The sequence below is a fragment of the Candidatus Methylomirabilota bacterium genome, assembly GCA_035709005.1.
Taxonomy (GTDB): Bacteria; Methylomirabilota; Methylomirabilia; order Rokubacteriales; family CSP1-6; genus 40CM-4-69-5.
The window spans coordinates 1-25,377 of sequence record DASTFB010000005.1 but is presented as its reverse complement, the minus strand read 5'-3'; the positions used below and the strand labels follow the sequence as shown (position 1 = coordinate 25,377).

General features: G+C 69.6%; 22 protein-coding genes. 18 read left to right on the top strand and 4 right to left on the bottom strand.

The annotated features are described in order from the left end of the window. Positions 1-167: 167 nt before the first annotated feature. The 14 genes from VFR64_00840 to VFR64_00775 all read left to right on the top strand — a co-directional run bounded on the left by VFR64_00840 (position 168) and on the right by VFR64_00775 (position 15,800). The gene (locus VFR64_00840) at positions 168-1,340 is read left to right on the top strand and encodes an acyl-CoA dehydrogenase family protein (GenBank protein ID HET9488288.1); all 1,173 of its coding nucleotides are present in this window, start codon (positions 168-170) and stop codon (positions 1,338-1,340) included. A gap of 16 nt (positions 1,341-1,356) precedes the next feature. Beyond that, positions 1,357-2,817: an extracellular solute-binding protein gene (locus tag VFR64_00835; GenBank protein ID HET9488287.1), complete on the top strand. Its 1,461-nt coding sequence runs from the start codon at positions 1,357-1,359 to the stop codon at positions 2,815-2,817. Between the two features lie 475 nt (positions 2,818-3,292). Continuing rightward, entirely contained in the window at positions 3,293-4,270 is a 978-nt protein-coding gene (locus VFR64_00830) for a sugar ABC transporter permease (GenBank protein ID HET9488286.1), read from the top strand. Next, the gene (locus VFR64_00825; protein HET9488285.1) at positions 4,267-5,223 is read left to right on the top strand and encodes a carbohydrate ABC transporter permease; all 957 of its coding nucleotides are present in this window, start codon (positions 4,267-4,269) and stop codon (positions 5,221-5,223) included. The genes VFR64_00830 and VFR64_00825 overlap by 4 nt, the downstream gene beginning before the upstream one ends. Beyond that, complete coding sequence (locus tag VFR64_00820) at positions 5,220-6,293, top strand: ABC transporter ATP-binding protein (protein HET9488284.1); 1,074 nt, start codon at positions 5,220-5,222, stop codon at positions 6,291-6,293. Before VFR64_00825 ends, VFR64_00820 begins: the two co-directional genes overlap by 4 nt. A gap of 61 nt (positions 6,294-6,354) precedes the next feature. Then, the gene (locus VFR64_00815) at positions 6,355-7,107 is read left to right on the top strand and encodes an SDR family NAD(P)-dependent oxidoreductase (protein HET9488283.1); all 753 of its coding nucleotides are present in this window, start codon (positions 6,355-6,357) and stop codon (positions 7,105-7,107) included. Beyond that, positions 7,104-7,958: an ABC transporter permease gene (locus VFR64_00810; GenBank protein HET9488282.1), complete on the top strand. Its 855-nt coding sequence runs from the start codon at positions 7,104-7,106 to the stop codon at positions 7,956-7,958. The genes VFR64_00815 and VFR64_00810 overlap by 4 nt, the downstream gene beginning before the upstream one ends. Before the next feature lie 79 nt (positions 7,959-8,037). Then, a complete protein-coding gene (locus VFR64_00805; GenBank protein HET9488281.1) occupies positions 8,038-8,808 on the top strand; it encodes an ABC transporter ATP-binding protein in 771 nt (256 codons plus the stop codon). After that, a complete protein-coding gene (locus tag VFR64_00800; GenBank protein ID HET9488280.1) occupies positions 8,805-9,566 on the top strand; it encodes an ABC transporter permease in 762 nt (253 codons plus the stop codon). Before VFR64_00805 ends, VFR64_00800 begins: the two co-directional genes overlap by 4 nt. A 13-nt stretch (positions 9,567-9,579) precedes the next feature. Beyond that, a complete protein-coding gene (locus VFR64_00795; protein ID HET9488279.1) occupies positions 9,580-10,614 on the top strand; it encodes an ABC transporter substrate-binding protein in 1,035 nt (344 codons plus the stop codon). After that, a complete protein-coding gene (locus tag VFR64_00790) occupies positions 10,614-12,035 on the top strand; it encodes an amidohydrolase family protein (protein HET9488278.1) in 1,422 nt (473 codons plus the stop codon). Before VFR64_00795 ends, VFR64_00790 begins: the two co-directional genes overlap by 1 nt. Then, positions 12,035-13,390: an MmgE/PrpD family protein gene (locus tag VFR64_00785; GenBank protein HET9488277.1), complete on the top strand. Its 1,356-nt coding sequence runs from the start codon at positions 12,035-12,037 to the stop codon at positions 13,388-13,390. The genes VFR64_00790 and VFR64_00785 overlap by 1 nt, the downstream gene beginning before the upstream one ends. Positions 13,391-13,401: 11 nt before the next feature. Further along, on the top strand, positions 13,402-14,829 hold the full coding sequence (locus VFR64_00780; GenBank protein ID HET9488276.1) for an amidohydrolase family protein: 1,428 nt from the start codon (positions 13,402-13,404) through the stop codon (positions 14,827-14,829). Positions 14,830-14,861: 32 nt separating this feature from the next. Then, positions 14,862-15,800: a cyclase family protein gene (locus tag VFR64_00775; GenBank protein ID HET9488275.1), complete on the top strand. Its 939-nt coding sequence runs from the start codon at positions 14,862-14,864 to the stop codon at positions 15,798-15,800. A gap of 13 nt (positions 15,801-15,813) precedes the next feature. Here the strand turns inward: VFR64_00775 and VFR64_00770 are convergent, their stop codons facing one another. Beyond that, positions 15,814-16,311, bottom strand: a complete 498-nt coding sequence (locus tag VFR64_00770; GenBank protein HET9488274.1) for a cupin domain-containing protein — start codon at positions 16,309-16,311, stop codon at positions 15,814-15,816. Positions 16,312-16,353: 42 nt separating this feature from the next. Here VFR64_00770 and VFR64_00765 point away from each other — a divergent pair, with 42 nt between their 5' ends. Continuing rightward, on the top strand, positions 16,354-16,515 hold the full coding sequence (locus VFR64_00765; GenBank protein HET9488273.1) for a hypothetical protein: 162 nt from the start codon (positions 16,354-16,356) through the stop codon (positions 16,513-16,515). Here VFR64_00765 and VFR64_00760 read toward each other — a convergent pair. Then, positions 16,512-17,744 (bottom strand): hypothetical protein, encoded by a 1,233-nt coding sequence (locus tag VFR64_00760; protein HET9488272.1) that lies wholly within the window; start codon positions 17,742-17,744, stop codon positions 16,512-16,514. The two genes, VFR64_00765 and VFR64_00760, sit on opposite strands and share 4 nt — an antisense overlap. Positions 17,745-18,093: 349 nt before the next feature. On the opposite strand from VFR64_00760, the gene VFR64_00755 reads away from it, so the two are divergent. The 3 genes from VFR64_00755 to VFR64_00745 all read left to right on the top strand — a co-directional run bounded on the left by VFR64_00755 (position 18,094) and on the right by VFR64_00745 (position 21,167). After that, positions 18,094-18,504 (top strand): polymer-forming cytoskeletal protein, encoded by a 411-nt coding sequence (locus tag VFR64_00755; GenBank protein HET9488271.1) that lies wholly within the window; start codon positions 18,094-18,096, stop codon positions 18,502-18,504. A 4-nt stretch (positions 18,505-18,508) separates the two neighbouring features. Beyond that, positions 18,509-19,183: a methyltransferase domain-containing protein gene (locus tag VFR64_00750; protein HET9488270.1), complete on the top strand. Its 675-nt coding sequence runs from the start codon at positions 18,509-18,511 to the stop codon at positions 19,181-19,183. A gap of 94 nt (positions 19,184-19,277) precedes the next feature. After that, complete coding sequence (locus tag VFR64_00745) at positions 19,278-21,167, top strand: DUF6600 domain-containing protein (protein HET9488269.1); 1,890 nt, start codon at positions 19,278-19,280, stop codon at positions 21,165-21,167. Here VFR64_00745 and VFR64_00740 read toward each other — a convergent pair whose 3' ends face one another. Then, the gene (locus tag VFR64_00740) at positions 21,168-23,342 is read right to left on the bottom strand and encodes a DNA translocase FtsK 4TM domain-containing protein (protein HET9488268.1); all 2,175 of its coding nucleotides are present in this window, start codon (positions 23,340-23,342) and stop codon (positions 21,168-21,170) included. Continuing rightward, complete coding sequence (locus VFR64_00735) at positions 23,342-25,006, bottom strand: ribonuclease J (protein HET9488267.1); 1,665 nt, start codon at positions 25,004-25,006, stop codon at positions 23,342-23,344. Before VFR64_00735 ends, VFR64_00740 begins: the two co-directional genes overlap by 1 nt. Positions 25,007-25,377: the final 371 nt, after the last annotated feature.

Below are 25,377 nucleotides of genomic sequence, written 5' to 3'. Positions count from 1 at the left end.
GCCCCGGGGGTCGAGCGGGCCGATCTTACACGATTCCCGACCGCGAGGGCCACGAGCTTGCGAGCGGCTCGCAAGGCGGGGCCTCCTGATTGACAGGGTCGGACCGCGCCCCTATAGTGGCGCCCTCACGGCTGCGATATCGAGGAGGACTGCTGGTCCCCAGCAGCATGCGTCAAGATCTCGTCGAGCACGCCGCCCGGCTCACGCGGGAGGCGATCGCGCCGCGGGCGGCCGGCTACGATCGCGACGCCGTCAATCCCGTGGAGAGCTGGCGGGCCCTCGCCCGGGCCGGGCTCCTCGGCGCGGCCGTCCCCGCCCGGTACGGCGGGCTGGCCCTCGACATGCCGACCTACGTCGCGGTGATCCGCACCATCGCCGGCGGCTGCGCCAGCACGGCGATGACCCTGCACATGCACTCGACGGTCATGCGCTTCATCGACGCCCTGGGCACCGACAGCCAGAAGGCCCGGTACTTCGCGGAGGTCGTCGGCGCCGGCAAGCTCTTCGGCAGCTGGGGCAGCGAGCCCGCCGTGAGCCTCTCGCGCACGTTTTTGATGGAGACGGCGATCCGCGAGGACGGTGACGGCTGGGTGATCGACGGCGTCAAGCACTTCTGCACGATGGCGCGGGGCGCGTCCTATTACCTGGTGTGGTGCGCGGCCGCGGGCGAGGCCGATATGGGCAAGGCCCTTCGCCTGGCCCTGGTGCCGGCCGACACGCCCGGCATGGCCATCGACGACAAGTGGGACACGCTGGGGATGCGCGGCACCTACAGCCCGGCCGTCACCTTCACCGGGGTGCGTGTCAATGGCGACGCCGCCCTGGGCCGGCCCGGCGCGGCGCTGCAGTGCGGTATCGTCGAGAGCTTCGGCCTCGGCTATGCGGCGGTGTACACGGGCGTGGCCGAGGCCGCGCTGGCCTTCGCCCTGGAGTACGCCCGCAAGCGCATCGTCCGGCCCGAGAACGTCCCGGTGGCGCACGACCCCACCGTGCAGCGCCATGTCGGGGGGCTGGTGGTTCATCTGGACGCCGCCCGACTCGTGCTGGCGGACGCGGCCGCCGCATGGGAGGCGGCCGACGTCGCCGAGCGCGTCAATCTGGCCAGCAAGGCCAAGTTCCTGGCGACCGAGGTGAGCCTGGAGGTCACTTCCAAGGTGATCCAGGTCACCGGCGGCCGCGGCGCCTTCAAGGACTACCCGGCCGAGCGCGCCTTCCGCGACGTGCGCACCTCGACGCTGATGCCGCCGACGGTGGACCGGATGCTGGAGACGATCGGCAAGAGCGCGCTGGGCATTCAGGAAGGGATGTTTCGGATCGGCTCGGGTCCCCAGGGCGCCTGAGCCCAAGGAGGCAGCGATGGCAATTCGTGTGATCGTCGCGATGCTCGTCATGGTGCTGGGCGCGGCCGGTCTGGCCGACGCCCAGCCGGTGCCGGGGGCCACACCCGAGGAGCGCGCCATCAACGGCGCCAAGGCGTACCTCAAGAAGCACAACCTGAAAAACGTCGAGCAGACCATCTTGCTGTCCTCGCTCTACAACAATTCGTTCCCGGACTTCTCGGAGCGGTGGGAGAAGCTGACGGGGATCAAGATCAAGATCGTCCCGCTCGGCTACACCGACATCCCGGCCAAGATCATGGCCGAGGCGGTGGCCAAGACGGGCCAGTTCGACATGTTCAACGACTTCCCCTACATCGCCCCCGACGCCGCCGGCGCCGGTGTGATCGTTCCGCTCGACGGCTACGCCGAGCGGGGCAAGCCCGACTTTGCGGGCGTGGCGTCGGGACTGCGGTACCAGCAGCACTACCAGGGCAAGCTCTACCTGTTCGTTCTCGACGGCGACCACCTGATCCTGGTGCTCCGCCAGGACCTGCTGGACAACCCCCAGGTCAAGGCCGAGTACAAGGCGAAGTTCAAGAAGGACCCCGGCTGCCCGGCGACCATGGAGGAGTGGGAGCAGATGGCCGCCTTCTTCCACACCAAGCCGGGGCAGAAGCGCTGGGGCATGACCTTCGACAACGGCCTCTACGGCGCGATGGGCTACCGCTCCATCAACTTCTCGTACCGTCACTTCCCGGCCTATTTCGGGGGGTTGCTGTTCGACAAGGATATGAAGCCCCGGATCAACACGCCCCACGGCATCCAGGCCATCAAGCAGTTCGCCTCGATCGTCAAGTACATGCCGCCCGACATCCAGGGCTGGGGCACGCCGCAGATCTATCCGTTCTGGGCCAGCGGCCAGGCGTTCTCGGTGATGTCGTTCCCCTCGATCGTCGGGTTCGCCAACAGCAACGAGAAGAGCCTCATCAAGGGCAAGCAGCTCAGCTGCCTGGTTCCGCAGACCCGGGGCCCGGACGGCAAGGTCGTGCGGCGGTCGCCCCAGGCGGCCGGCACCGGCTACATGGTGAGCAAGTACGGCAAGCACCCGGAGCTGGCCTACTGGTTCATCCAGTGGTTCACCGGCCCCACCGTCGGGGACGAGGCCATCGCCCATCCCAAGGGCTTCTGGGATCCGTTCCGCGAGTCGAATCTCAAGAATGCGGCCATCCGGAAGCGCTTCGGCGAGCAGTTCCTGGCCACGACCATGGAGAACTCCAAGTACGCCACCTCGCTGCTCATGATCGAGGGCAATTACGAGTACTTCAACGTCCTCGACAAGGCGCTGGCCGACGTGATGAACAACAACACGTCCGCCGAGGAGGCGGCCAAGCGGATCGAGACCGGCTGGAACAAGGTCACCGACGACGTCGGGCGCAGCCGGCAGATCCAGTCCTGGCGCCAGGGCGTGGAGAGCGGAATCTACCTCGACAAGTTCTAGTGCCGCAGCGCGAACGTTCGCACGTCGCCTGGCGCGCCGGGGGCGAGGTGGGTATGGGGGAGGGGTCCGGGCTACCACGAGGTCGCCGTCCGCTTCGGACCCGCTGCGGCTGGGCTCCATCGGGCCAGGGGGCGCACGGTCACGGGCGAGGGAAACGGGTCCCCGGACCCCTCCCCCACACCCACCTCGCCCCCGGCGGCAACCCACGGCGCGGACATTCCGCCGCACCACAGTTCTCCGAGGCAGATCCCTTCACGGGCTTCCGGCGGGGTGGGGGTGGCTGGGGGGTGCCGAGGGGGTCCCGAGACCCGTTTCCCGCCGACCTGACGCGGGCCTCACGCGGAGACGGAGCCCAGCCGCAAACGGTCCCCTGCGGCCGCCGCCCTCGTGGTATCGGGAGCCCCCTCGGCACCCCCCAGCCACCTCCGCCCCGCCGGCACGCGCGGCGATCACGCGCGGGATCAGGAGGCGACGCGTGGCTGAGGTGAGGGCGACGCGGGCGGCGGCCGGCGTGCCGGCGCGGCGGGGCGGGACGGTCGCGAAGTGGTTGGCGCAGGAGCGCGTGTTCCGCCTCATCCCCTTCGTCCTGGTCGAGGCGCTCTTCCTCCTCCTGCTGGCCGTGCCCTTCGCCCTCACCGTCTACATCAGCCTGCTCAAGTGGCGGGCCAACCGCCCCTTCGAGCAGGCGTACTTCGAGGGGCTCGGCAACTACGTCGACGTCCTGACCGACGTCGAGTTCTGGTGGGCGCTGGCCCGCACCTTCTATTTCGCCGGAGTGGCCGTGGCGCTGGAGCTGCTGATCGGCTTCGGGCTGGCCATGCTGGTGGCCCAGCGCTTCCGGGGCCGGCGGATCTACCTCACCCTGTTCCTCGTGCCCATGATGGTGGTGCCCGTGGTCGTGGGCTACAACTTCTCGATGATCTACCTGGACTCGGGGCCGCTGAATCAGATCCTGTGGCCGCTGACGTCACTGCTCGGTGTCGAGCCGCGCATCCGCTGGCTCTCACACCCCGTGGCCGCGCAGTGGGCGATCATCCTGGCCGACGTCTGGCAGTGGACGTCGCTCACCTTCCTCATCTTCCTCTCGGGTTTCTCCGCCTTGCCCCAGCAGCTGGTGAACGCCGCTCGCGTGATGGGAGCCAGCCGCTGGCAGATCTTCCGGCGGGTGCAGTTGCCGTTGCTCAAGCCAGTGATCGTGATCGCCGTGGTCATCCGCGCCATGGAGGCGCTGAAGATCTTCGACCAGTCGGTCCTGCTCACCTTCGGCGGCCCCGGCAACTCCACGCAGACCGTGGCCTTCTACCTGTGGCGCCAGGTATGGCAGTTCAACAAGTTCAGCTTCGGCGCCGCGGCCTCGATGCTCCTGCTGCTGATGTTCGCCGTCCTGATCTACGCCGGCATCTACCTGCTGGTGCGGCAGCGGAGCGCCGTCCTCCGGGAGCGCCAGACGTGAGCGTGACCGCCGCCCCCGGGGCGGTGCGCCGGCCGCCCGGCCGCGGACGGCGCCGGCTGTTCCCCTGCGTCCGCCACGGGCTCCTGCTCGCCTGGTCGGCCTTCGTGCTGTTCCCCATCTTCTGGATGGTGTCCACGTCCTTCAAGGAGTCGTGGGAGTGGGTGGCGTGGCCGCCCCACTGGCTGCCCTACGAGCCGACCCTGTACAGCTACCGGCAGATCTTCGCCTTCAGCGAGATGGGCCGGGACCTGGCCCGCTCGGCCTCCGACCAGGTCTTCGCCATCTGGGGCGCCATGGCCGACTCGTTCATCGTGTGCACGGCCAGCTCGCTCGTCTCGCTCCTGCTGGGAACCTTCCTGGCCTACTCGGTGTCGCGCTTCAGCGTGGGCGGGAGGAACTTCCGCTACCTGATCCTCACCATCCGCATGGTGCCGCCCATCGTGATCGCCATTCCCATCCTGATCTACTACGCCATCATGATCCCCCACACGACGACCCTGCTCTTCGGCACTCGCCTGACCCTCATCGACACCTACCTGGGGCTCGGTCTCCTCTACACGGCCACGACGTTGCCCTTCGTGATCTGGATGATGCTGAGCTTCATCGACGAGGTCCCCTACACGCTGGAGCATGCCGCCCGCTTGATGGGCGCCGGACGCCTCACCACGATCCGCCGCGTGGTGCTGCCGCTGGTGGCCTCGGGCATGGTGGTGACGTTCCTCTTCATCTTCATCCTCAACTGGAGCGAGTTCTTGCTGGCCCTCACGCTGACCCACCCGAGGGTCACCACGCTGCCGGTGCTGCTCAACAAGTTCCAGAGCGCCGTGGAGGGCCGGCTCTACGGTCCCCAGGCCGCCATCGGCACGGTCATCACCGTGCCCGTCGTCGTGCTGGGCATCCTGATCCAGAAGCACCTGGTCAAGGGGTTCAGCTTCGGGATGATCCGCCGGTGAGTCGCATCCTGCTCCGGAACCTGGTCAAGACCTTCGGCGGCGTCACCGCCGTCGCCGGCGTGAACCTGGACGTGCGCGACGGCGAGTTCCTGGTGTTCGTCGGGCCCTCGGGCTGCGGCAAGACCACGACCCTCAACATGATCTCGGGCCTGGAGACGCCGACCACCGGCGAGGTCATCATCGGCGATCGCGTGGTCAACGACGTGGAGCCTGGCGAGCGGGACCTGGGCATGGTGTTCCAGGACCTGGCGCTCTTCCCCCACATGACGGTGTTCGAGAACATCGCCTTCGGCCTGCGCGTCAAGCGTACGCCGGAAGCCGAGGTCCGCCGGCGGGTCGGGGACGCCGCCGCCGCCATGCACATCACCGCGCTGCTCGGCAAGAAGCCGGCCCAGTGCTCGGGAGGCGAGGCCCAGCGGGTGGCGCTGGCCCGCACGATCGTGACCAAGCCCTCCGTGTTCCTCATGGACGAGCCGCTGTCCAGCCTCGACGCGAAGCTGCGCGTGGAGATGCGCACCGAGCTCAAGCGCCTGCACGGCTCGCTGGGCACGACGTTCGTCTACGTGACCCACGATCAGGCCGAGGCGATGACCATGGCCGATCGCATCGTGGTCATGGACCGCGGCCTGGTGCAGCAGGTGGGGCCGCCGCTGACGGTCTACGGCGACCCCGCGAACCGGTTCGTGGCCGGCTTCTTCGGCGTGCCGGCCATGAACTTCATCGACGGCGCCGTGGCCGAGCACGGCGAGAACGTACGCTTCCAGGCCCCCGGCGGGAGCCTGGATCTCGGCCGCCGCAACGGCGCCCGCGCCGGCGCCGTCACGCTGGGCGTTCGGCCCGAGCACGTGCGGCTCGCCCCGGACGGCGAGGGCTGGCCGGCGGCGGTCAACCTCATCGAGCCGATGGGCGACGAGACCCTCGTCTTCCTGGACTACGGCGGCCCGGCCCCGATCGTGGCCAAGGTGGACGCCGAGGAGCGGGTGGTCGTGGGCGACCGCCGGCGCTTCGTCTTCCGTCCCGACAAGCTGGTCTTCTTCGACACCGCCACCGGGGAGCGAATCCTTCGATGAAGCCCCGGGCACCTCGGGCAGGCCACCCTCGGTGCGAGCCGGGCTCGCGGACCCCGCTCCGATGAGATTCCAGGGACAGGTCGTCATCGTGACCGGCGCCGCCCGGGGCATCGGCGCCGCCATCGCCCGAGCCTTCGCCGGCGAAGGAGCCCGGCTGGCCCTGCTCGACGTCGACGCCCCCGCCCTCGACACGCTGGCCAAGGAGCTGACCGCGGGCGGCCGCGAGGCCGTGGCCTTCCGCTGCGATGTCACGACGCCGCGGGATGTCCGCGAGACCGTGGACGCGGTGGTGACTCGCTGGGGGCGCATCGACGTGCTCGTGAACAATGCCGGAGGCTTCTCGGTGATTCGCCGCACCGAGGAGATCCCCGAGGACGAGTGGGACGCGATTTTCCGGTTCAACGTGACCAGCATGTTCCTCTGCGTCAAGGCGGTGCTGCCGCTCATGAAGCGGCAGCGGGCCGGGCGCATCGTCAACATGTCCTCGGTGGCCGGCCGCGCCGGCGCCGTGACGGTGGCTTCGCACTACGCGGCCGCCAAGGCCGCCGTCCTGGGCTTTACCCGTCACCTGGCCCGCGAGGTCGCCGCCGAGGGCATCACCGTCAACGCGGTGGCCCCCGGCACGGTGGCCACCGAGCGCTGGAAGGCGCTGCGCAGCCCGGAGGAGTCACGCCGGCTCGCCGACGGCGTGCCCATGCGCCGCGTCTCCGAGCCGGCCGAGATCGCCCAGTGCGTCCTGTTCCTGGCCTCCGAGGCCGCCGCCTACATGACCGGCGCCACCCTGGACGTCAACGGCGGTCTGGTGATGATGTGACGAGTGACCGACACCCGGTGTTGAGCTCCTTCGTCAGCACCCTACCCGAGTTGATGGAGTCGGGGCTGCGCGGACCGTCGCTCGCCCCCGCCCGGGCGTGGCGCCTGCGGCTGGCGGCGGTGCTGGGCTTCCTCGCCCTGTGGAGCCTGGCCTCCGGTCTGGTCGTGCTCCTCCAGGTGTTCAATCCCATCTTCTTGCCCGGGCCCTGGGTGGTCGTCGGCGCCGTGCTGGAGCTCGCAGGCAAGGGACACCTGTGGGCGCACGTGGCGGCCACCCTCGAGCGTGTTGCCCTCGGCTTCGGTACCGGCGCGCTGCTCGCCCTCGGGCTAGGCCTGGCCGCCGGCGCCATCCCCTGGCTGCGCAATGTCGTCGAGCCCATCGTAGAGCTGCTCCGCCCGATCCCCCCGCTGGCCATGCTCCCGCTGTTCATCGTCTGGGTCGGCATCGGCGAAACCTCGAAGGTGGGCTTCATCACCTACGCGACGTTCTTTCCGATGTTCCTGACGACCGTGCACGCGGTGCGGCACATCGATCCGCTGCTGCTGCGCGCGGCCCAGAGTCTGGGGGCCGGCCGCCGGCAGCTCTTCGTGCGCGTGATCCTGCCGGCGGCCCTGCCCGACATCATGACCGGGCTGCGGCTGGGCGTGGCGCTGGCCTTCTTCGTCATCGTCATCTCCGAGTTCATCGCCGCCGAGCACGGGCTGGGATTCCTCATCAACGACGGGAGAAACTTCTTTCTCGTTCCCCAGATGTTGGGGGCGGCCATCCTCCTCGGCCTGCTCGGCTACGCCGCCAGCGGCATGGTGCGCCTCCTCGAGCGCCACCTCTTGCGCTGGCAGCACCCGCGGTGAGACTCATGCTGCGGCGCACCTCGCGTGGATGGGGGAGGTTTGGAGGGGGGCGCGCCTAGTGCCCCCCAAGCGGTGAGCCATGGGCGGAGCCAAGATCCAGATCCAGCATGTCAGCAAGTCGTTCGGCGCCCCCGGCCAGATGACGCCAGTCCTGGTGGATCTGGACCTCGAGGTCGCCGATCACGAATTCGTCTGCCTGCTGGGACCTTCGGGGTGTGGCAAATCGACGCTGCTCAACATCGTGGCCGGGTTTCTGGCGCCTGGCACGGGAACCGTGCTGATCGACGGTCAGCCCGTGACCGCACCCGGGGCGGACCGGGGTGTCGTGTTCCAGGAGTACGTGCTGTTCCCCTGGCGCACCGTGGCCGGCAACGTCGAGTTCGGCCTCGTGCTGCAGGGCCGGCCGGCCGCCGAGCGACGCCGTACCGTGGCGCGCTATCTGGACCTGGTGGGACTGGGGGCCCACGCCGAGAAGTTTCCCGTCCAACTCTCGGGCGGCATGAAGCAGCGGGTGGCCATCGCCCGCGCGCTGGCCAACAACCCGTCCATCATCTTGATGGACGAGCCGTTCGGGGCCCTCGACGCCCAGACACGCGAAGTCTTGCAGGACGAGCTGTCCCGCATCCAGCGGATGGAGCACAAGACCATCCTGTTCGTGACGCATTCGATCCGTGAAGCCGTATATCTGGCCGACCGTGTCGTGGTCATCACCTCGGCCCCCGGGCGCGTCAAACAGGTATTCGCCATCAAGCTGCCGGAGGTCCGCGATCGCTTCGCCTCCGAGTTCACACAGTACGAGAGCGAGATAACTCGCGTCGTGAAGGAAGAAGTCGCCAAGGTGCTTCCGTGAACACCGCCGTCACCCGGGGCGCCGCGCTGCTGGGGCTCCTGGCGCTGTGGGCCGCGACCGCCCAGGTCAACGCGCACCTGGGCGTGATGAATCCTGTGCTGCTCCCGACGCCGGCCGAAGTGTTCGCAGTGGCGGTGGAGACGGCCCGCGACGGTCAACTCCACCGCCACGTCCTGACGTCGCTCGGCCGGGTCGCCCAGGGCTTCGGGCTCGCCGCCCTGGCCGCGCTCGGACTCGGCCTCCTGGTGGGGATGTGCGCGCCCCTCCGGCTCATGATCGAGCCCGTCATGGAGTTCGTGCGCCCGATCCCGCCGCTGGCATTCCTGCCGATGTTCCTCGTGTGGTTCGGGCTCGACGAGGCGTCCAAGGTGGCCTTCATCGGCTATACGACGTTCTTCCCGATGTTCGTGGCCATGACCGCCAGCGTGCTGCGTGTCGACGTCATGCTCCTGCGGGCGGCGGCCAGCCTGGGCGCCTCCCGCGCCGACCTGATCCGGAGAGTGGTGTTGCCGGCCTCGCTGCCAGGGGTCATCGTCGCCCTGCGGCTGGGTGTCGGCCTGGCGCTGTTCGTCATCGTGGGCGCCGAGTTCATGGGCGCCGACGCGGGGCTGGGCCACCTCATAATGGAGGGGCGGACCTTCTTCAACCCCGCCCAGATCGTCATGGGAGCCCTGCTGTTGGGGCTCCTGGGGTCCCTGATCAACGCCCTGTTGCTCGCGGCCGAGCGGCGGATGCTCCGCTGGCAGGCCGCGGCCTGAAAGGAGCTAATCCATGCGGACGCTCACCGTGGCCCTGGCCCTGCTGCTCCTGCTGCCCGGCGTCGGCGACGTCCTCGCGCAAGGCAAGCCCGAGGTGACGGAGATCGATGCCTGGCTCGTGCGCGATGCGCAGATGTCCTCGCAGTTCGCTGTGGCCGACCAGCTCGGTTACTTCAAGGCCGAGGGCATTAAAGTCAACCCGCGCTGGTACATCGCCGGCACCGACCTGCCGTCCATGTGGGGCGCCGGTAACATCCACCTCGGCACGGCCACGGCCACGATGGTCGTGCCCATCGCGGCGTCCGGGCAGGCCATCTACAACATCGCGCCCCAGAGCGACATCGCCGGCACCCAGCAGATCGTCCTCGGCAAGAAGGGGCAGGAGCTGGTCCGCTCCCCCAAGGACTTCGAGAAGATCAAGATCGGCATGCCCAAGGGCGCCTCGGTGACGATGGCCATCCAGGCGATGAGCCGGGACCACGGCATCGACTTCAACCGGATCCAGTTCGTGAACCTCTCGCCGCCCGACGCGGTGACGGCGCTGGCCAAGGGCGACATCGACGCCATGGCCGCCTGGGCGCCCTGGGTGTTCAACGCCGTCAAGCAGGCGGGCGGCAAGGTCTACTTCACCGGCAACCGCAGCTACATTCCCGGCAAGGAAGGCCAGGTGGACTGGCTGCACGTCCACGCCGGCGTGGTGGCCAGCGGCAAGATGCTCAGGGAGAACCCCAACACCCTCAAGGCGGTTCTCCGCGCCCTGCGCAAGGCGACCGACTCCATCAACAAGGACCGGGACGCCGCCGTGAAGATCGTGGCCCGGGAGATGAAGACGGACGAGGCGCTCACCCGCGACATCATGGCTCTCAACATCTACTCGATGGAGATGAACGAGAAGATCCACCGCGGCATGGGCGAGTTCGTGGATTTCCTGCACTCGCTCGACCGCATCAAGCAGAAGTTCCCGGCCGAGAGCGTATTCTACACGCGGCTGCTCGAGGAGGTCGATCCCACGCTGGTGAAGTGGAAAGCCAGGACCGAGGTCCGCTGATGCCCACCCCGCGCGTCGACATTGTGGTGCACGGCGGGCAGGTCGTGACGGCCACCGACGTCCTCGATGCCGCCGTCGCCATTCGTGGCGAGAGCATCGCCGCCATCGGACCGCCGGAGCTGCTGCCGCCGGCCGACCGCTATGTCGACGCGAGGGGCAAATACGTGCTGCCGGGCGCGATCGACTGCCACATCCACCTGGGCCCCGAGTACGACGACTGGACGGCCGGCCCGATCGCGGCCGCCCACGCCGGGCTCACCACGCTGCTGGGGTTCGCCGTCTACGACGACCGGACCGGCGAGACGCTGCCCCAGGCGATCACGCGCCTGCGCCAGGAGACCGAACGACAGTCAGTGCTCGACTTCGGCTTCCACTTCATTCTGTTCAACCAGCCGCCCATCCTCGAGGGCGTGGGCGAGGCGGTCCGGCTGGGCGTCAGCTCCTTCAAGATGTTCATGACCTACAAGAAGCGCCCGCCCCGCATGTGCTCCGACGACTTCATCTACCGGGCCATGGAGGTGATCGCCGCTCACGGCGGCCTGGCCCAGCTCCACTGCGAGAACGGCGACGTGATCGACCACCTCGAGAACCGCGCGCTGGCCGAGGGGCGCGTCGAGCCCCGACACTTCCCCGCGACCTGCCCGGACTGGGCGGAGGAGGAGGCGATCAACCGGGCGATCGCCATGGGGGCCATGGCCGGCGCGCCCGTCTACGTGGTCCACCTCTCCACCGCATTGGGCCTGGCGCGCATCAAGCAGGCCCAGGGGCGCGGCCAGCGGGTGTGGACCGAGACCTGTCCCCAGTACCTGCTCCTCACCGAGGACGAGATGGAGCGGTGGGGGCCGCTGGCCAAGATGGGGCCGCCGCTGCGCCGGGCCGACGGCCCCGACCGCGATGCGCTGTGGGCGGGCGTCGCCGAGGGGTACATCTCCAGCGTCGGCAGCGATCACGCTCCCCGGGCCCGGGCGGTCAAGGAACCGGGGTGGAAGAACATCTTCGTCGATCCCGCCGGCCGGTCCATCCCGTTCGGCGCGCCCTCGGTGGAGACGATGGTGCCGCTCATGTTCAGCGAGGGCGTCGTCAAGCGCGGCCTGCCGATCACCTGGATGGCCCGCGTCCTGGCCGAGAACCCGGCGCGGATCTTCGGTCTCTATCCTCGCAAGGGGGCCATCCGCCCCGGCGCCGACGCGGACTTGCTGATCATCGACCCCGAACCGGAGGGCATCATCCGGGTCGCCGACCACCGTGGCATGGCGGGCTGGACCCTCTACGAGGGCTGGACGATCCGGGGCCGGCCGTGGATGACGTTCCTCAGGGGCCGCGTCCTCCTGAACGAGGGGCGGCTCGAGCAGGAGCCCGGCTACGGCAGCTATCTGGTGCGGGGGCGGCCCCAACCGCCGCTCGCGGGCGCGGTGCGGTAGTGGACTACCTGGATCGCCTGGCCCGCCTGGCCGCCCGCACGCGGTTCCCCGAGCTGAGCGATACGACCGTGACCGCGGCCACGGACGTGGTACTCGACACGCTCGGCGCGATCCTGGCCGGCAGCCAGTTGCCGGAGAACGCGCGACTGGCCGGCCTGGCCTCCGGGCGATCCGGTCCGAAAACCGCCACCCTGATCGGCCACGCCGATCGGGGCGAGCCGATGCTCGCCGCGCTCGCCAACGCGACGGCGGGCGTGGCCCTCGAGGTCGATGAGGGCAACCGCTGGGGCGGCGGCCACCCCGCCATTCACGTCCTGCCGGCAGCGCTCGCCGTCGGTGAGGAACAGCGGGCCGACGGCCGCCGGCTCATCGAGAGCCTCGTGGCCGGCTACGAGATCACGTCGCGTCTGGGCGGCGCCACGAGCGCGCGACCCCACGTCCACTCCCACGGCACCTGGGGAACCGCGGGCGCGGCCGTGGCCGTGGCCCGCCTGCTCGAGCGCGACGAGCCGGCCCTGCGGCAGGTGATCAACCTCGCGGCCTCGATGAGCCCGGCGAACTCCTGGGCACCGTGCTTCGAGGGCGCCACGATCCGCAACCTCTACCCTGGTCGGGCGGCGCTCCAGGGCATTCTCGCCAACCACCTGCTCGACTGTGGCTACGGCGCGGCTCGTGACGCCGTATCCGACGTCTACGGGACGATCCTTGGCGAACGCTTCGAGGCCGAGCGCGCGCTGGACGATCTGGGCGCGGACGACCGGCCCGCGGTCTACCGGATCCGGCGCAACTACGTCAAGATCCACGCCTGCTGTCTCTACAATCACCCAGCCCTGGATGCGGTCCAGGCGCTGCTGAGCCGGGAGCGGTTCGCGCCGGAGGCGATCGCGCATATCACCGTCACCTCGGTGCCGTTCGTGACGCGCATGAGCGAGCCCGAGCCGCCCAACATGCTGGCCGCCAAGTTCTCGGTCCCTTACGCGGTGGCCGCCCTCGTCGTCACCGGCGCCAGCGGCGTGGCGGCCTTCCGAGACGCTACGCGGGCCAATCCCCGCGTGCGCGAGCTGGCCCGACGGGTGGAGGTGCGCAGCGATCCCGGCATGTCCATGCGCAGCTCGAGCGAGCCAACCGCCCGAGTGCAGGTGGCGCTGCGCGACGGGCGCGTGTTGACTCAGACGACGACGATCGTCCGGGGCGACGCTGAGAATCCCGTGCCTCGGGAGGTGGTGGCGGAGAAGTTTCTCGGCCTGGCCAGCCCGACGCTCGGGCCCGACCGGGCCCGGCAGGTCATCGGGGCCGTGGCCGAGCTCGAGTCGCTGAAGGATGTCCGCGACCTCATGGCGCTCGTGGCCAAGTAAGGAGGATGGCGATGCTGGACCTGGTCATTCGCGGCGGGCAGGTGGTGACCCCTCAGGGAGCGGGTCCCTGGGACGTGGCGGTGCAGGGTCAGACGATCGCCGCGGTGGCCGTACCCGGCACGCTGCCCGAGGCCGGGCGCGTCATCGACGCCACCGGCAAGATCGTCGTGCCCGGCGGCGTGGAGCCCCACACGCACCTGGCCCATTTCATCGCCATGCACCCGGACGAGGGGCTCTTCACGCTCGGCCCCGAGGACGACACCCGGGGCATGGCCTTCGGGGGGACCACGACCCACGTAGACTTCTGCTTCGTGCGGCCGGGCACCGACGTCCCCACCACCATCGAGCAGCGAGCGGCCCGCTGGAAGGGCAACGCCTACGTGGACTACAGCTTCCACGTCACGCTGCAGGGCGCGCTGCCGCTGAAGGTCTTCGACCAGCTCCCGGAGGCGATCCAGGCCGGGTTCCCCAGCTTCAAGGTGTTCACCAACGACGTGTTGCCCCCGCACCCCAAGCGCCACTCGTATCGCCTGGACTTCGGACGCATCCAGCTGGCCATGGAGAAGGTGGCCGGCCGGGGCGGGATCATGGTGGTTCACGCCGAGGACAACGACGTCGTGCAGTTCATGTACGAGCGGCTGCGCGAAGAGGGGCGGATGGAAGGCTGGAACCTGCCCCTCGTCCACAACAAGCTCTCCGAGGCGCTGGCCTTCCGCCGGACCATCCACGTGGCCGAGGCCACCGGTGTCGCCGTCTACTTCGTGCACACCTCGGCCAAGGAGGGCGTGGAGGCCGTGCTCGAGGCCCGGGCCAAGGGCCTGCCGGTCTACGCCGAGACGCTTCACCACTACGCCTGCTTCTCGGCCGAGGACTACCGCAAGCCGCGGGGCTTCTGCTATCACACGTATCCGTCCCTGAAGTACCCCGAAGACCAGGCCGCGCTGTGGGACGGGCTCGTCCGCGACGGCGTGTCCACCACCGGCACGGACGAGTACCCGACGTCCCTGGAGCTGAAGCTGCGCGGCAAGACCATCGAGGACGTCACCGGCGGCAACCTGGGCGCCGAAGCCCGGATGGGAATCGTGTTCACCGAGGGCGTGGTCAAGCGGCGGATGTCCCTCGAGCGGTTCGCCGCGGTGACCTCGACCAACGCGGCCCGCATCCTGGGTCTGTACCCCCGCAAGGGCGTCATCGCCCCCGGCAGCGACGCCGACCTGGTGCTGATCGATCCGAGCATCCGCAAGACGCTCACCCGGGAGGACTTCCACGTGAGCGACTACAGTCCCTGGGAGGGGTGGGAGGTGCGGGGCTGGCCCGTCATGACGCTACTACGTGGCCAGGTGCTCGTGGAAAGCGGCCGGCTCGTGCGGGACGCGCGCGACGGCCAGCTGATCCCGCGCAAGATCGCCGCCGAGCTCGTGCACCGCCCCGTCTGCTAGATCGCGACCACCGACAAGGAGGACGTGCGCGCATGGGCGACCTGATCCGCGAGACCGGTCAGCGGTGCAGCAACTGGGGCAAGTGGGGCCACGACGACGAGCTGGGGACGCTCAACTACATCACGCCCGACACGATCGTGCGGGCCAGCCGGCTGGTGAAGCGGGGCGTGACGTTCTCGCTGGCCATCCCGCTGGACAGCACCGGGCCCCAGATCAATCAACCACGGCGCTTCAACCCCATCCACCGGATGATCCTGACCGGCCCCGACTTCACCACCGGCGCCTTCAAGCGCCCGGGCGGCGTGGGCTTCGCCGACGACATGGTGATCATGGCCCTGCAGTGCGCCACCCAGTGGGACGCGCTCTCGCACTGCTTCCTGGACGGCAAGCTCTACAACGGATACGACGCCAACCTGGTCTCCAGCGAAGGCGCCAAGAAGAACGGGATCGAGAAGATGGCCCGCTTCATCGTCACCCGGGGCGTGCTCCTGGACATCCCCCGCGTCAAGGGCGTGGAGTGGCTGGAGCCCGGCTACGCCATCACGGCGGAGGATCTCGATGCGGCCGTTCAGGCCCACCGGGTGTCGGTGGGCCGCGGCGACGCCTTGCTGGTCCGGACCGGCCAGATGGCCATGTGCCGGCGCCGCAAGAGCTGGGGCGACTACGCGGGCGGCGACGCCCCCGGCCTGTCGTTCCACACGGCCGACTGGATCCACGCCCACCAGCTGGCCGCGCTGGCCACCGACACCTGGGGCATGGAGGTGCGGCCCAACGAGCTCCCCGACAGCTATCAGCCGCTACACCAGATCCTCATCCCGCACATGGGGCTGCTCGTCGGCGAGATCTTCGACCTCGACGCGCTGGCCGAGGATTGCGGCCGCGACGGGGTGTACGAGTTCCAGTTCGTGGCACCGCCGCTGCCGATCACCGGGGCGGTGGGCACGCCGGTGAATCCGCTCGCGGTGAAATAGACCGGGCGCTCGATCAGGGGCGCGGCGCGGACAGATGCGCGTCGCGCGTTCGCTGTAGCTCGGCGTCGGCGTAGCTCATGAGGGCGGGCTGGGCCTTGCCCAACATCACTTGAAGGTAGGCCGGCTCGAGCCCCACGTTCTCGAAGCCGTGCACGACGTTGGCCGGGCACGACACGCAATCCCAGCGTCCGAGCACGGCCTCGGCGCGGGCGCCGCGCTCATCCTGGATGAACACGCGCACCTTGCCCTCCAGGACGAAGAACACTTCTTCCACCTCGTGGGTGTGGGGCGCGTTGCCCTGGCCGGGCGGCACGAACATCACGCTCAGCGTGAAGTGTTCGGCCGGGATGACGCTGGCGTCGGCCTTGCCCGACGCGCCGGCGCCGATGTAGCGGTGCTGGGCGCGGCGGTACCCCTCCACGCGGGCATCGGCGAAGGCGTCCCAGTCGGGGCGGCGGTCGACGAAGCGGACGATCCGGCGCGCGAGCATCTCGGTCAGTGGTTCCACCATGAGCCGCCGATACCATGCGTGCTGGAGGCGTGTCAAGCTGTGGTGGGCGCTTCGTCGCTGATGTTTCTTCTGCCGCCGCTCGACGAGCATCAGCGCGCCATCATCGATCGGGCGGCCGCGCTGGCCCGCGAGCGCTTCGCCGGGCGGGCCGGACACTGCGACGCGGCGGCCAGCGTTCCCGCCGAGAACTACCGCGTCTGCTAGAGCTTCAGCTCGTAGGCGTAGAGGCCGCCGATCAGGCGGTCGACGGTGAAGACGATGCCGCGGTCGTCCACGAAGACGTCGTTGAGCTGGATGGCCTTGGCCGGTGACTTTCGCGGCGCCGGCGGCACGGCCCAGGCGACCTCCCGGGGACGGAACGGGTCCTTGAGGTCGAAGACCCGGACTCCCCCGTTGAAGAACGTTCCCACCACGATGTCTTCGGAAACCATGGCCCCGGGCACGGGCCGGTTCTCGTGGAGGTTGTGGGCGCCGTAGCGGCCACCGCGCCCGGCGAAGCTCTTGACGGGCGGGATCGGGCACGTGCTGATCGGCACCGGCTTGGTCTCGTCTCGCACGTCGACCACCCACACCAGCTTGGGCCAGTCCTGGCCCGCTGGCTTGGTCGACTCGTCGCTCACGATCATGAGGCCGCGGTCCAGGAACGGCAGGACGGTGTGGCAGAAGCCCGGGAACGGCGGGTGATAATCCCAGCGGCTCACCATCCGGGGGTGGGCCATGTCGGAGATGTCCAGGATGACCGCCCCGCCGTCGAGATAACCGATCCAGGCCCGATCGGGGCGGCGTGGGTATACGTTGGTGTTGTGGGCTCGATAGCCGCTGTCGTACACGGGATGGCGGGGTAGCGGCGGCTCGGTGTCACCCTCGCGCGTGCCGGGCAGCCACCACCGCCCCACTTCCCGGGGACGGGTCGGCTCCCGCACATCGACGATGCGATAGCACTGATCATCGCGCCGGTTGCGGGGCACGAAGTCGGCCGCGCCGGAGGCGATGTGGACGTAGGCGCCATCCACGAACCACAGATGATGAACGCCCCGAGAGGAGGGCCCGGCGGCATCGAACAGCGCGATGGAGCGGGGCTTGCCCGGGTCCTCCACGTCGAAGATCTCGAAGCCGGCCGGCGTCAGACCGGGAGCGCCCGTCTGATAGGCCACGACCAGGAGATTGCCGACGACATCCAGGGAATTGGAGCGCATCTTGTCGTGCGGGAGATCCGTCTGCACGACGACGTTCGGCTTGCGCGGATTGGTGACGTCCACCGCCGTGACGTTCTTGGGGGGCGACTCGTGGGCGATCCACAGGATCCGGCGCTGGTCCCGGGTGATCTGGACAGCCAGGCCCTCGCCGCAGTTGCCGAAGCCGTCCAGGGTGTGGTGAGACAGCAGGCGCATGTTCTTGGCCGAGCCCTTGTCGCGGTCGGAAGTGGTAGCCATGGCCCGGCATCCTACGTCATCGGCTGGACCTTGACAAACGCTCGACGGATCGCCTGTCTTTTCAAGAGCTTACGCGCGTCGCCGGGTTTTGGGGCCTCGCTGGAGGCCTGCCGTATACTGGGCGCTCCGAAATTCCGACTGACTGATGGATTGGCCTTCTGTTTTTCGCATCCGTAGCGGGGGCGCCGTTCCACAATGGACGGAGGGTGAACATATGTGGAAACGAGATGAGGCACCACGGCCGGCAGCGACGACGGGCTACTCGGGGTCGACAGCGTACGAGTCCACGGTGACGCCTGCAGCGCCGGAGCCGGTGCGAGGGGTACAGAAACCTATGAAAGATGAGCTCGTGACCATCGGAAAGAGCATCGTCATCAAGGGCGAGCTGACCGGCGGCGAGGATCTCACCATCGAGGGCCAGGTCGAAGGCAAGGTCGAGCTCCGCGACCACATCCTCACGGTGGGAGCGAACGGCCGCATCAAGGCCCAGGTCTTCGCCAAGTCCATCGTCGTGCTGGGCCAGGTCACCGGCAACCTCACGGCCACGGAAAAGGTCGACATCGGGCAGAACGGCTCGGTCGAAGGCGACGTCGTGGCGCCCCGCGTGGCCATCGCCGACGGGGCCCACTTCCGCGGCAGCATCGACATGCAACGGAAGGACGGCAGCGCTCCGCTGGGGCGGACGACCTCGGCGAGCAAGCACGACGGCAAGCCGATCGTCCCGGTGACGTCGACCCGCGATGAGCTGGCCAGCGTCTGAACCGTTGGAGGTCGTTCGCAGCCCGGCGCTGGCCAAGTTCCTGAACGTGATCGAGGCTCGCGGGCCCGCCGAGCTGCTGGACCTCGGCCCCGGGATCGGCCCGAACATCGCCTTCCTCGGAGAGCGGATCCGCTGCAAGATCCACGTCGAGGACCTGTACGCCGATCTCGACCGCCACGTGCAGATGGGGATGCTGGATCGGTTTGCCCAGTTTCTGACCACGCGCTTGCCCCTGCCTGACCAGAGCATCGATGCGGTGCTGTGCTGGGACCTCTTCGATTATCTGCAGGCGGGGGCGGCGACGGTCCTGGCCGGGCAGCTGATCCGCCTGTTGAAGCCGGAGGGAGCGCTCCACATCTTCTTCAGCACTGTCGCCTCGAACGAGCGCTGCTACACGCGCTACATCATCGAGGACGACGAGCACCTGCGCTACCAGCGTTCCCCCGGGGCGTGCGCCCGCGAGCGGGTTCTGGAGAATCGCGACATCATCCGGCTGTTCGATCGGCTTCGCGTGTCGGACTCCATCCTCCTCAAGTCCCGGCTCCGCGAGATGGTCTTCCGGAAGCCGGACCCTGCCCGGCCTCGCGAAGCGGAGCCCAGCGTGGCGGCCAGCAGCCGGGGTCTCACGTCCCGGGCCTGGCGAGCCCCGTCCGTTACCCGCCCCGCTCCCGCCCCTTAGCTGCCCCGACCCCGCCAGCGCAGGCTCCTTCATAAACAGTTTCCGGCCATAAACAGTTTCCGGCCGACCGTCGTCTTACCAGGCGGAGGTGTCCATGCTGCGCACCCGTACCCCGGCGGTGATTGCGACGGTGCTGGCTCTGCTGGTGTCGTCGGTGGGTTGGACCGCAGAGGGACCGCTCGCGGCCGGCAACCCGACGACGCCGCCACGTCTCAGCTTCGTCGATGGACAGGTGTCCTTCTGGCGGCCTGGTGCCGAGAACTGGGTGGCCGCGCAGATCAACACGCCGCTTGCCCCGGGCGACGAGCTGTACACCGGAGCGCCCGGTAATCTGGAGATCCAGATCGGAACCCGCGCGTGGGTGCGCACCTGGGCGAACACCCAGCTGGGCCTGGCGAACCTGGAGCCGGACTTCCTTCAGCTGAAGGTCACTACCGGCCACGTCGCCGTCGACGTCCGCAGGCTCGACCCGGGACACACCGTCGAGGTCGACACCCCGAACGGCGCCTTCACGATCGAGCGCACCGGCTACTACCGCGTCACCGTCGCCGAGAACCGGACCTCGTTCATCACCCGCCGGGGCGGCCGGGCTACCGTCACGCCCGCGAATGGTGCCGCGGCTGCCATCGCCCCGAGCGAGGAGGCCATCGTGTCGGGCACGGAGGGCGCGCAGGTCGCCACGTCCGTCGCACCGCCGCTCGACGAGTGGGACCGCTGGAACTACGCCCGCACCGATCAGCTCATCGACTCGGTGAGCGCGCGCTACGTGTCGGGCGGCATCTACGGCATCGACGACCTGGATCACTACGGCACCTGGCGAGTCCTCGAGCCCTACGGCCCGGTCTGGGTGCCCGACAACGTGCCGGCCGGCTGGGCGCCGTACAGCACTGGAGCCTGGACGTGGCACCCTGGCTTCGGCTGGACCTGGGTGGACACGGCCCCGTGGGGCTGGGCGCCCTATCACTATGGCCGCTGGGTGTTCGTCAGCGGCTACTGGGCGTGGGCGCCCGGGCCCATCGTGGTGGCTCCGGTCTATGCGCCGGCCCTGGTGGCCTTTCTCGGCAGCCGGCCGGGCGTGACGGTCAGCGTCGCCGGGCCAGCGGTAGGTTGGGTCGCCCTCGGGTGGGGAGAGCCGCTCGTTCCGTGGTGGGGCCCGGTCGGCTTCATCGGGGTGCCGTGGTGGGCGGGCTGGGGCGGGCCGCGGATCGTCAACAACGTCGTCATGACGCGCACTACCGTCGTGACCGCCGCCAGCATCACGGTGTACCGAAACGTCGGCATCCAGCACGGGGTGATCGTCATCCCGCGGGAGCGCTTCGGCCGTGGGCCGATCACTCGCGTCCGCGTCCGCGGCGTGGACCCGCGCCGCCTGGAGCCCATACGCGAGACGGTTGGCTTCTCACCCGTTCGCGCCAGCCTCACGCCCCATGTCGTCCGCGCCCCGCGTCCGCCCCAGACGGCGCTCAAGCGGCCGGTGATCAGCACCCGCCGGCCCGAGGACCCGGCACGCTGGCTGAAGCCTCACGGGATCGAGGAGAAGGCGCCGACGGCGACGCCGCGGCTGGTGCCGAAACCGGCGCGACCAGATGCAGCCGTGGCTCCGCGCCCGGCGTTCGGCCCCAGCACGATCGAGCGCCCCCGATCGCTCCAGCCACCAGGCTTCGAGAGGCAGGCACCGGCGGCGGCGAAGCCAGGCGCGGCCCCTCGGCCGGTGACGCCGCCCGCGCAAGGCGAGGCGCGACCTGCGCGCCGGCCAGCCGCACCTCAACCGACCCCGTCGCCTCGCGTGGAGTCGCGTCCAGGAGCGCCGGCCGGCGTCGCGCCTCGGCCCGCCACCCCGTCGCCACGCGTGGACACGGAGCGGCTGCCGGGCGAACCCGCGAAGCGTCTCTTCCCCGGACGGTCCGTGGTGAGGCCGCGACGGGATGCGCAGCCCTCCCCCGGCGCGCCCTCGGACGGTCCGGGCATCCAGGAGCGCAGGTAGCTACTTGCCCAGCTTGGCGAGGAAGTCCGGACCGACCAGGATCTCCCGGGGCTTTGCGCCCTGCCCGGGCCCGATGATCCGGTCTTGCTCCATCATGTCGATGAAGCGGGCCGCCTTCGGATAGCCCAGGCCCATCCGGCGCTGCAGGAACGAGATGGAGGCCTGCCGCTGGCCGATGACCAGCCGCACGCACTCCCAGTAGAGGTCGTCCCGCTCGGCCCCCTCGCCGGACTCGCCGCCCGGCTCGCCGTCGGCGGGGAGCTTCACCTCCTCGTACACGGCCGTGCCCTGCGCGCGAAGGAACTCGCACACGGCCTTGACTTCGTCGTCGGACACCCAGGCGCCGTGCACCCGCATGTGCCGGCCCGCTCCCGGAGGAATGAAGATCATGTCGCCCCGCCCCAGCAACTGCTCGGCGCCATTGGCGTCGAGCACCGTGCGGGAATCGACCTTGGAGGCCATCTGGAAGGCGATGCGGGTCGGGAAATTGGCTTTGATGAGGCCCGTGACCACGTCGACCGAGGGGCGCTGGGTGGCGACGATGAGGTGGATGCCGACGGCCCGCGCGATCTGGGCGAGCCGAACGAGGGCCGTCTGCACATCTCCCGCCGAGGCCATCATGAGGTCGGCCAGCTCGTCGATCACCACGACCCAGTAGGGCAGCCGCTCGGCCGGCTCCACCACCTTGTTGTAGCCCTCGATGTTCCGCACCTGCCGCGCCTGGAGCAGCGCGTAGCGCTCGTCCATCTTGCCCACGATCCAGCGCAGCCGGGCGGCAGCCTCCTTGGCGTCGGTGACGACCCGGGCCAGCAGATGCGGGATCCCCTCGTACACGGTGAGCTCCAGCCGCTTGGGGTCGATCATGAGGAAGCGCGCGTCGGCCGGCGTCATCGTGTACAGGATGGAGCAGATCATCGCGTTGAGACCGACGGACTTCCCGGTCCCGGTGGCGCCGGCGATCAGCAGATGGGGCATCGCGGTGAGATCGGAGACGACGGGCCCGCCGGTGACGTCCTTGCCCAGGGCCAGCGGCAAGCGCCGCTTGGACTGCGTGAACTCCGGCGCGGCGAAGATCTCGCGGAGATAGACCAGCGCCGGCTCGGCATTGGGGACCTCGATGGCCACCGTCCCCCGTCCCGGGATCGGTCCGACGATCCGCACGGCCGCCGCCTTGAGAGCCAGCGCCAGGTCGTCGGCCAGGTTGACGACCCGGCTGATCTTGACGCCGGGCGCCGGCTCGAACTCGTAGGAGGTGATGACCGGGCCCGGGCTGACCTGCACGATGCGGCCTTCGACCTCGAAGTCCAGGAGCTTGCGCCGCAGCGTCTCCGCGTTCTCCTGCAGCTCTTCCCGGCTCAGCTGGTGCTCCGCGGTCTCCGGGCTGCGCAGCAGGCTCAGGACGGGCAGCTGAAACACCGCCGCATCGTTCCGGGCGAACTCGAAGGTTTCCTGGGAGGCCGGACCGCTGGCAGCGCGGGCACGGGGCTCGACCACGACCAGCGGCTGGAGGTCCTCGCTCGCCGGCGTGGGCTCGGGCAGGGGGGCGGCGACGGCGCTCGCCGGGATGGGCGCCGCGCCGGTGTTGCCCACCCGGGCCCTGCCACGCCGCTGCCAGGCGGTGAGCCGCGTTCCGAGGGCGCGCGACAGCGCCCTGTAGGACACCTGGGTGATGCACAGCACGCCGATGGGCAGGCCGGCGACGAGGACGAGCCAGGTCCCCACGCGACCCACGGCGGCGTCGAGCATCTGGGTCAGCCCCCACCCGATGAGCCCGCCGGCCGCCGTCTCCTCGGGCGCCCAGATCGGCACGGCCTCGGTGAGCAGACCCGTCGTGCTCAGGACCAGCACGACCAACCCGGCAAACGGGACCCAACCCGCGCCGGTGACCGGGCCGACGAACACGCGGATCCCGAGCAGCGCCAGCACCAGGGGGAGCAGGAAGGCGGCATAGCCCAGCATGCCCAGGAGCGTCCAGCCGAGCCAGATGCCGACGGGGCCGACCGGCCCTCCCTGCTCGGTGGGGTTCCGCGCGGGGTCCACCGTCGCCAGCGCGATCAACACGAATCCGGCGATGACGAGCAGGACGATGCCCTTGACCTCGCGTCGCCACCGGCCGACCGGTTTGCGCCGGCGGCTCCGCCGGGGCCGCTCGCTCACGCCGATCGCGCTTGCCATCACACCTCCAGGATCACGGGCAAGACCACCGGCTTGCGCTGAAAGCGCTGGTTGATGAACGACCGGACGGTGACCCGGACGAGCGCCGCGATGGCCTCGCGGTCGAAGGCGGCGGGCTCGCGCCCGTCCAGCGCCGCGCGGACGGCATCCCGCAGCTCGTCCAGCAGCGGCTCGTTCTCCTTCACGTACACGAAGCCCCGCGACACGATCTCGGGTCCGGCCTTGACGGCGCCGTCGCGGCCGACGACGAGCCCGACGGTGACGAGCCCGTCCTGAGCGAGGAGCTGGCGGTCGCGCAGCACGACCGCCCCGATGTCGCCGACGCCCTTGCCGTCCACCAGCACGCGCCCGACGGGGTAGCGACCGACCACACGAGCCGCGGTCTTGGTCACCTCCAGACCCATGCCGTCCTCGAGCAGGAAGACCCGCTCGCTCGGCAGCCCCGCGGTCTCGGCCAACCGCGCGTGCCCCAGGAGGTGACGGTACTCGCCGTGCACCGGCACGAAGTAGCGGGGGCGAGTCAGGGCGAGCATCTGCCTGAGGTCCTCCTGGCTGGCGTGACCGGAGACGTGCACGAAGGCGTTGTCCTCGCTGAGGACCTCCGCCCCGAGCCGGAGCAGCCCGTTGACCACCCGTCCAATGGTCCGCTCGTGGCCCGGGATGACCCGCGCCGAGATGATCACGAGGTCGCCCCGCTCGATCTGGATCGCCTTGTGCTCGCCCGCGGCCATGAGGGCCAGCGCCGAGTGGGGTTCTCCCTGGCTGCCGGTGGAGAGGATCACCTGGCGCCGCGGTGGCAGCGCGGCCAGCTCCTCCAGAGGCAGCAGCACGCCCGGGGGGACGGTCAGGTAGCCGTGCTCCGCGGCGATGGCCACGTTCTTTTGCATGCTCATGCCCAGTAACGCGACGTGCCGGTCGTGTTCGGCCGCCAGGCTGAGCACCTGCTGGATGCGATGGATGTGCGACGCGAAGGTCGCCACGATCACCCGTCCGCTCGCGCGCTGAAACCGCCCCCGGAGCGCCACCCCGACCTCCGCCTCGGAGGGCGTGTGGCCCGGGCGGTCCACGTTCGTGGAGTCGGAGCAGAGGACCAGCACGCCCTGCTCGCCGAGCTCGGTGAATCGCCCATAGTCGGGCGGTTCCCCGTCCAGTGGCGTGGCGTCGAGCTTGAAGTCGCCGGTGTGAACGATCGTGCCGACCGGAGTTCCGATCGCCAGGCCGATGCCGTCGACGATGGAGTGGGTAACCCGAATCGGCTCCACCGTGAAGGGGCCGATCTCGATCCGGTCCCGCGGCCGCGCCAGGCGCAGATCCGCCGCCGGCAGATCGTGCTCGCGCAGCTTGTCGGCGACCAGAGCCAGCGTGAGCCGGGTGCCGTACACGGGCAGGCGCGCCTGGCGCAGCAGGTAGGGCAGCGCGCCCACGTGGTCCTCGTGGCCGTGGGTCAGCACGACGGCGCGGAAACCTTGGCGCTTGGCCAGGGCGTAGGAGAAGTCCGGGATGATGTAGTCGATCCCCGGCATCTGCTCGGCGTCGGGAAACATGAGACCGCAATCGACGGCGATGAGATCGTCGCCGAACTCGACGAGCATCATGTTGAGCCCGATCTCGCCGAGGCCGCCCAGGGGGATCAGGCGGACGGCGGGCTCGGTCAGAGACGGCACCTGGACTCCTTTCGCTGGCGGCATCATGGTAGCACTCGGCAGGCAGCGCGCAGAATTTCGGGCCGGCGCGACCCGGAACGGTGGAGATGGCACGGCGGTCGCACCCCGCGTGAACGGGAAGGTCTGGAGGGGGCCACCTGGGGCCCCCTCCAGGCTAAAAAATCAGGTTTGGAGGAGGGCACGGTCGTCGCACCCCACGCGAATGGGGAAGTCTGGAGGGGGCCACCTGGGGCTCCCTCCAGGCTAAAAATCAGGTTTGGAGAGGGTCGGTCGTCGTGCCTCGCGCGAATGGGGAGGTCTGGAGGGGGCGCGCCGCGTGCCCCCTCCAACCTAAAACGGCGCTTCGGCCTCCAGGCGCTCGGTCAGGTCAC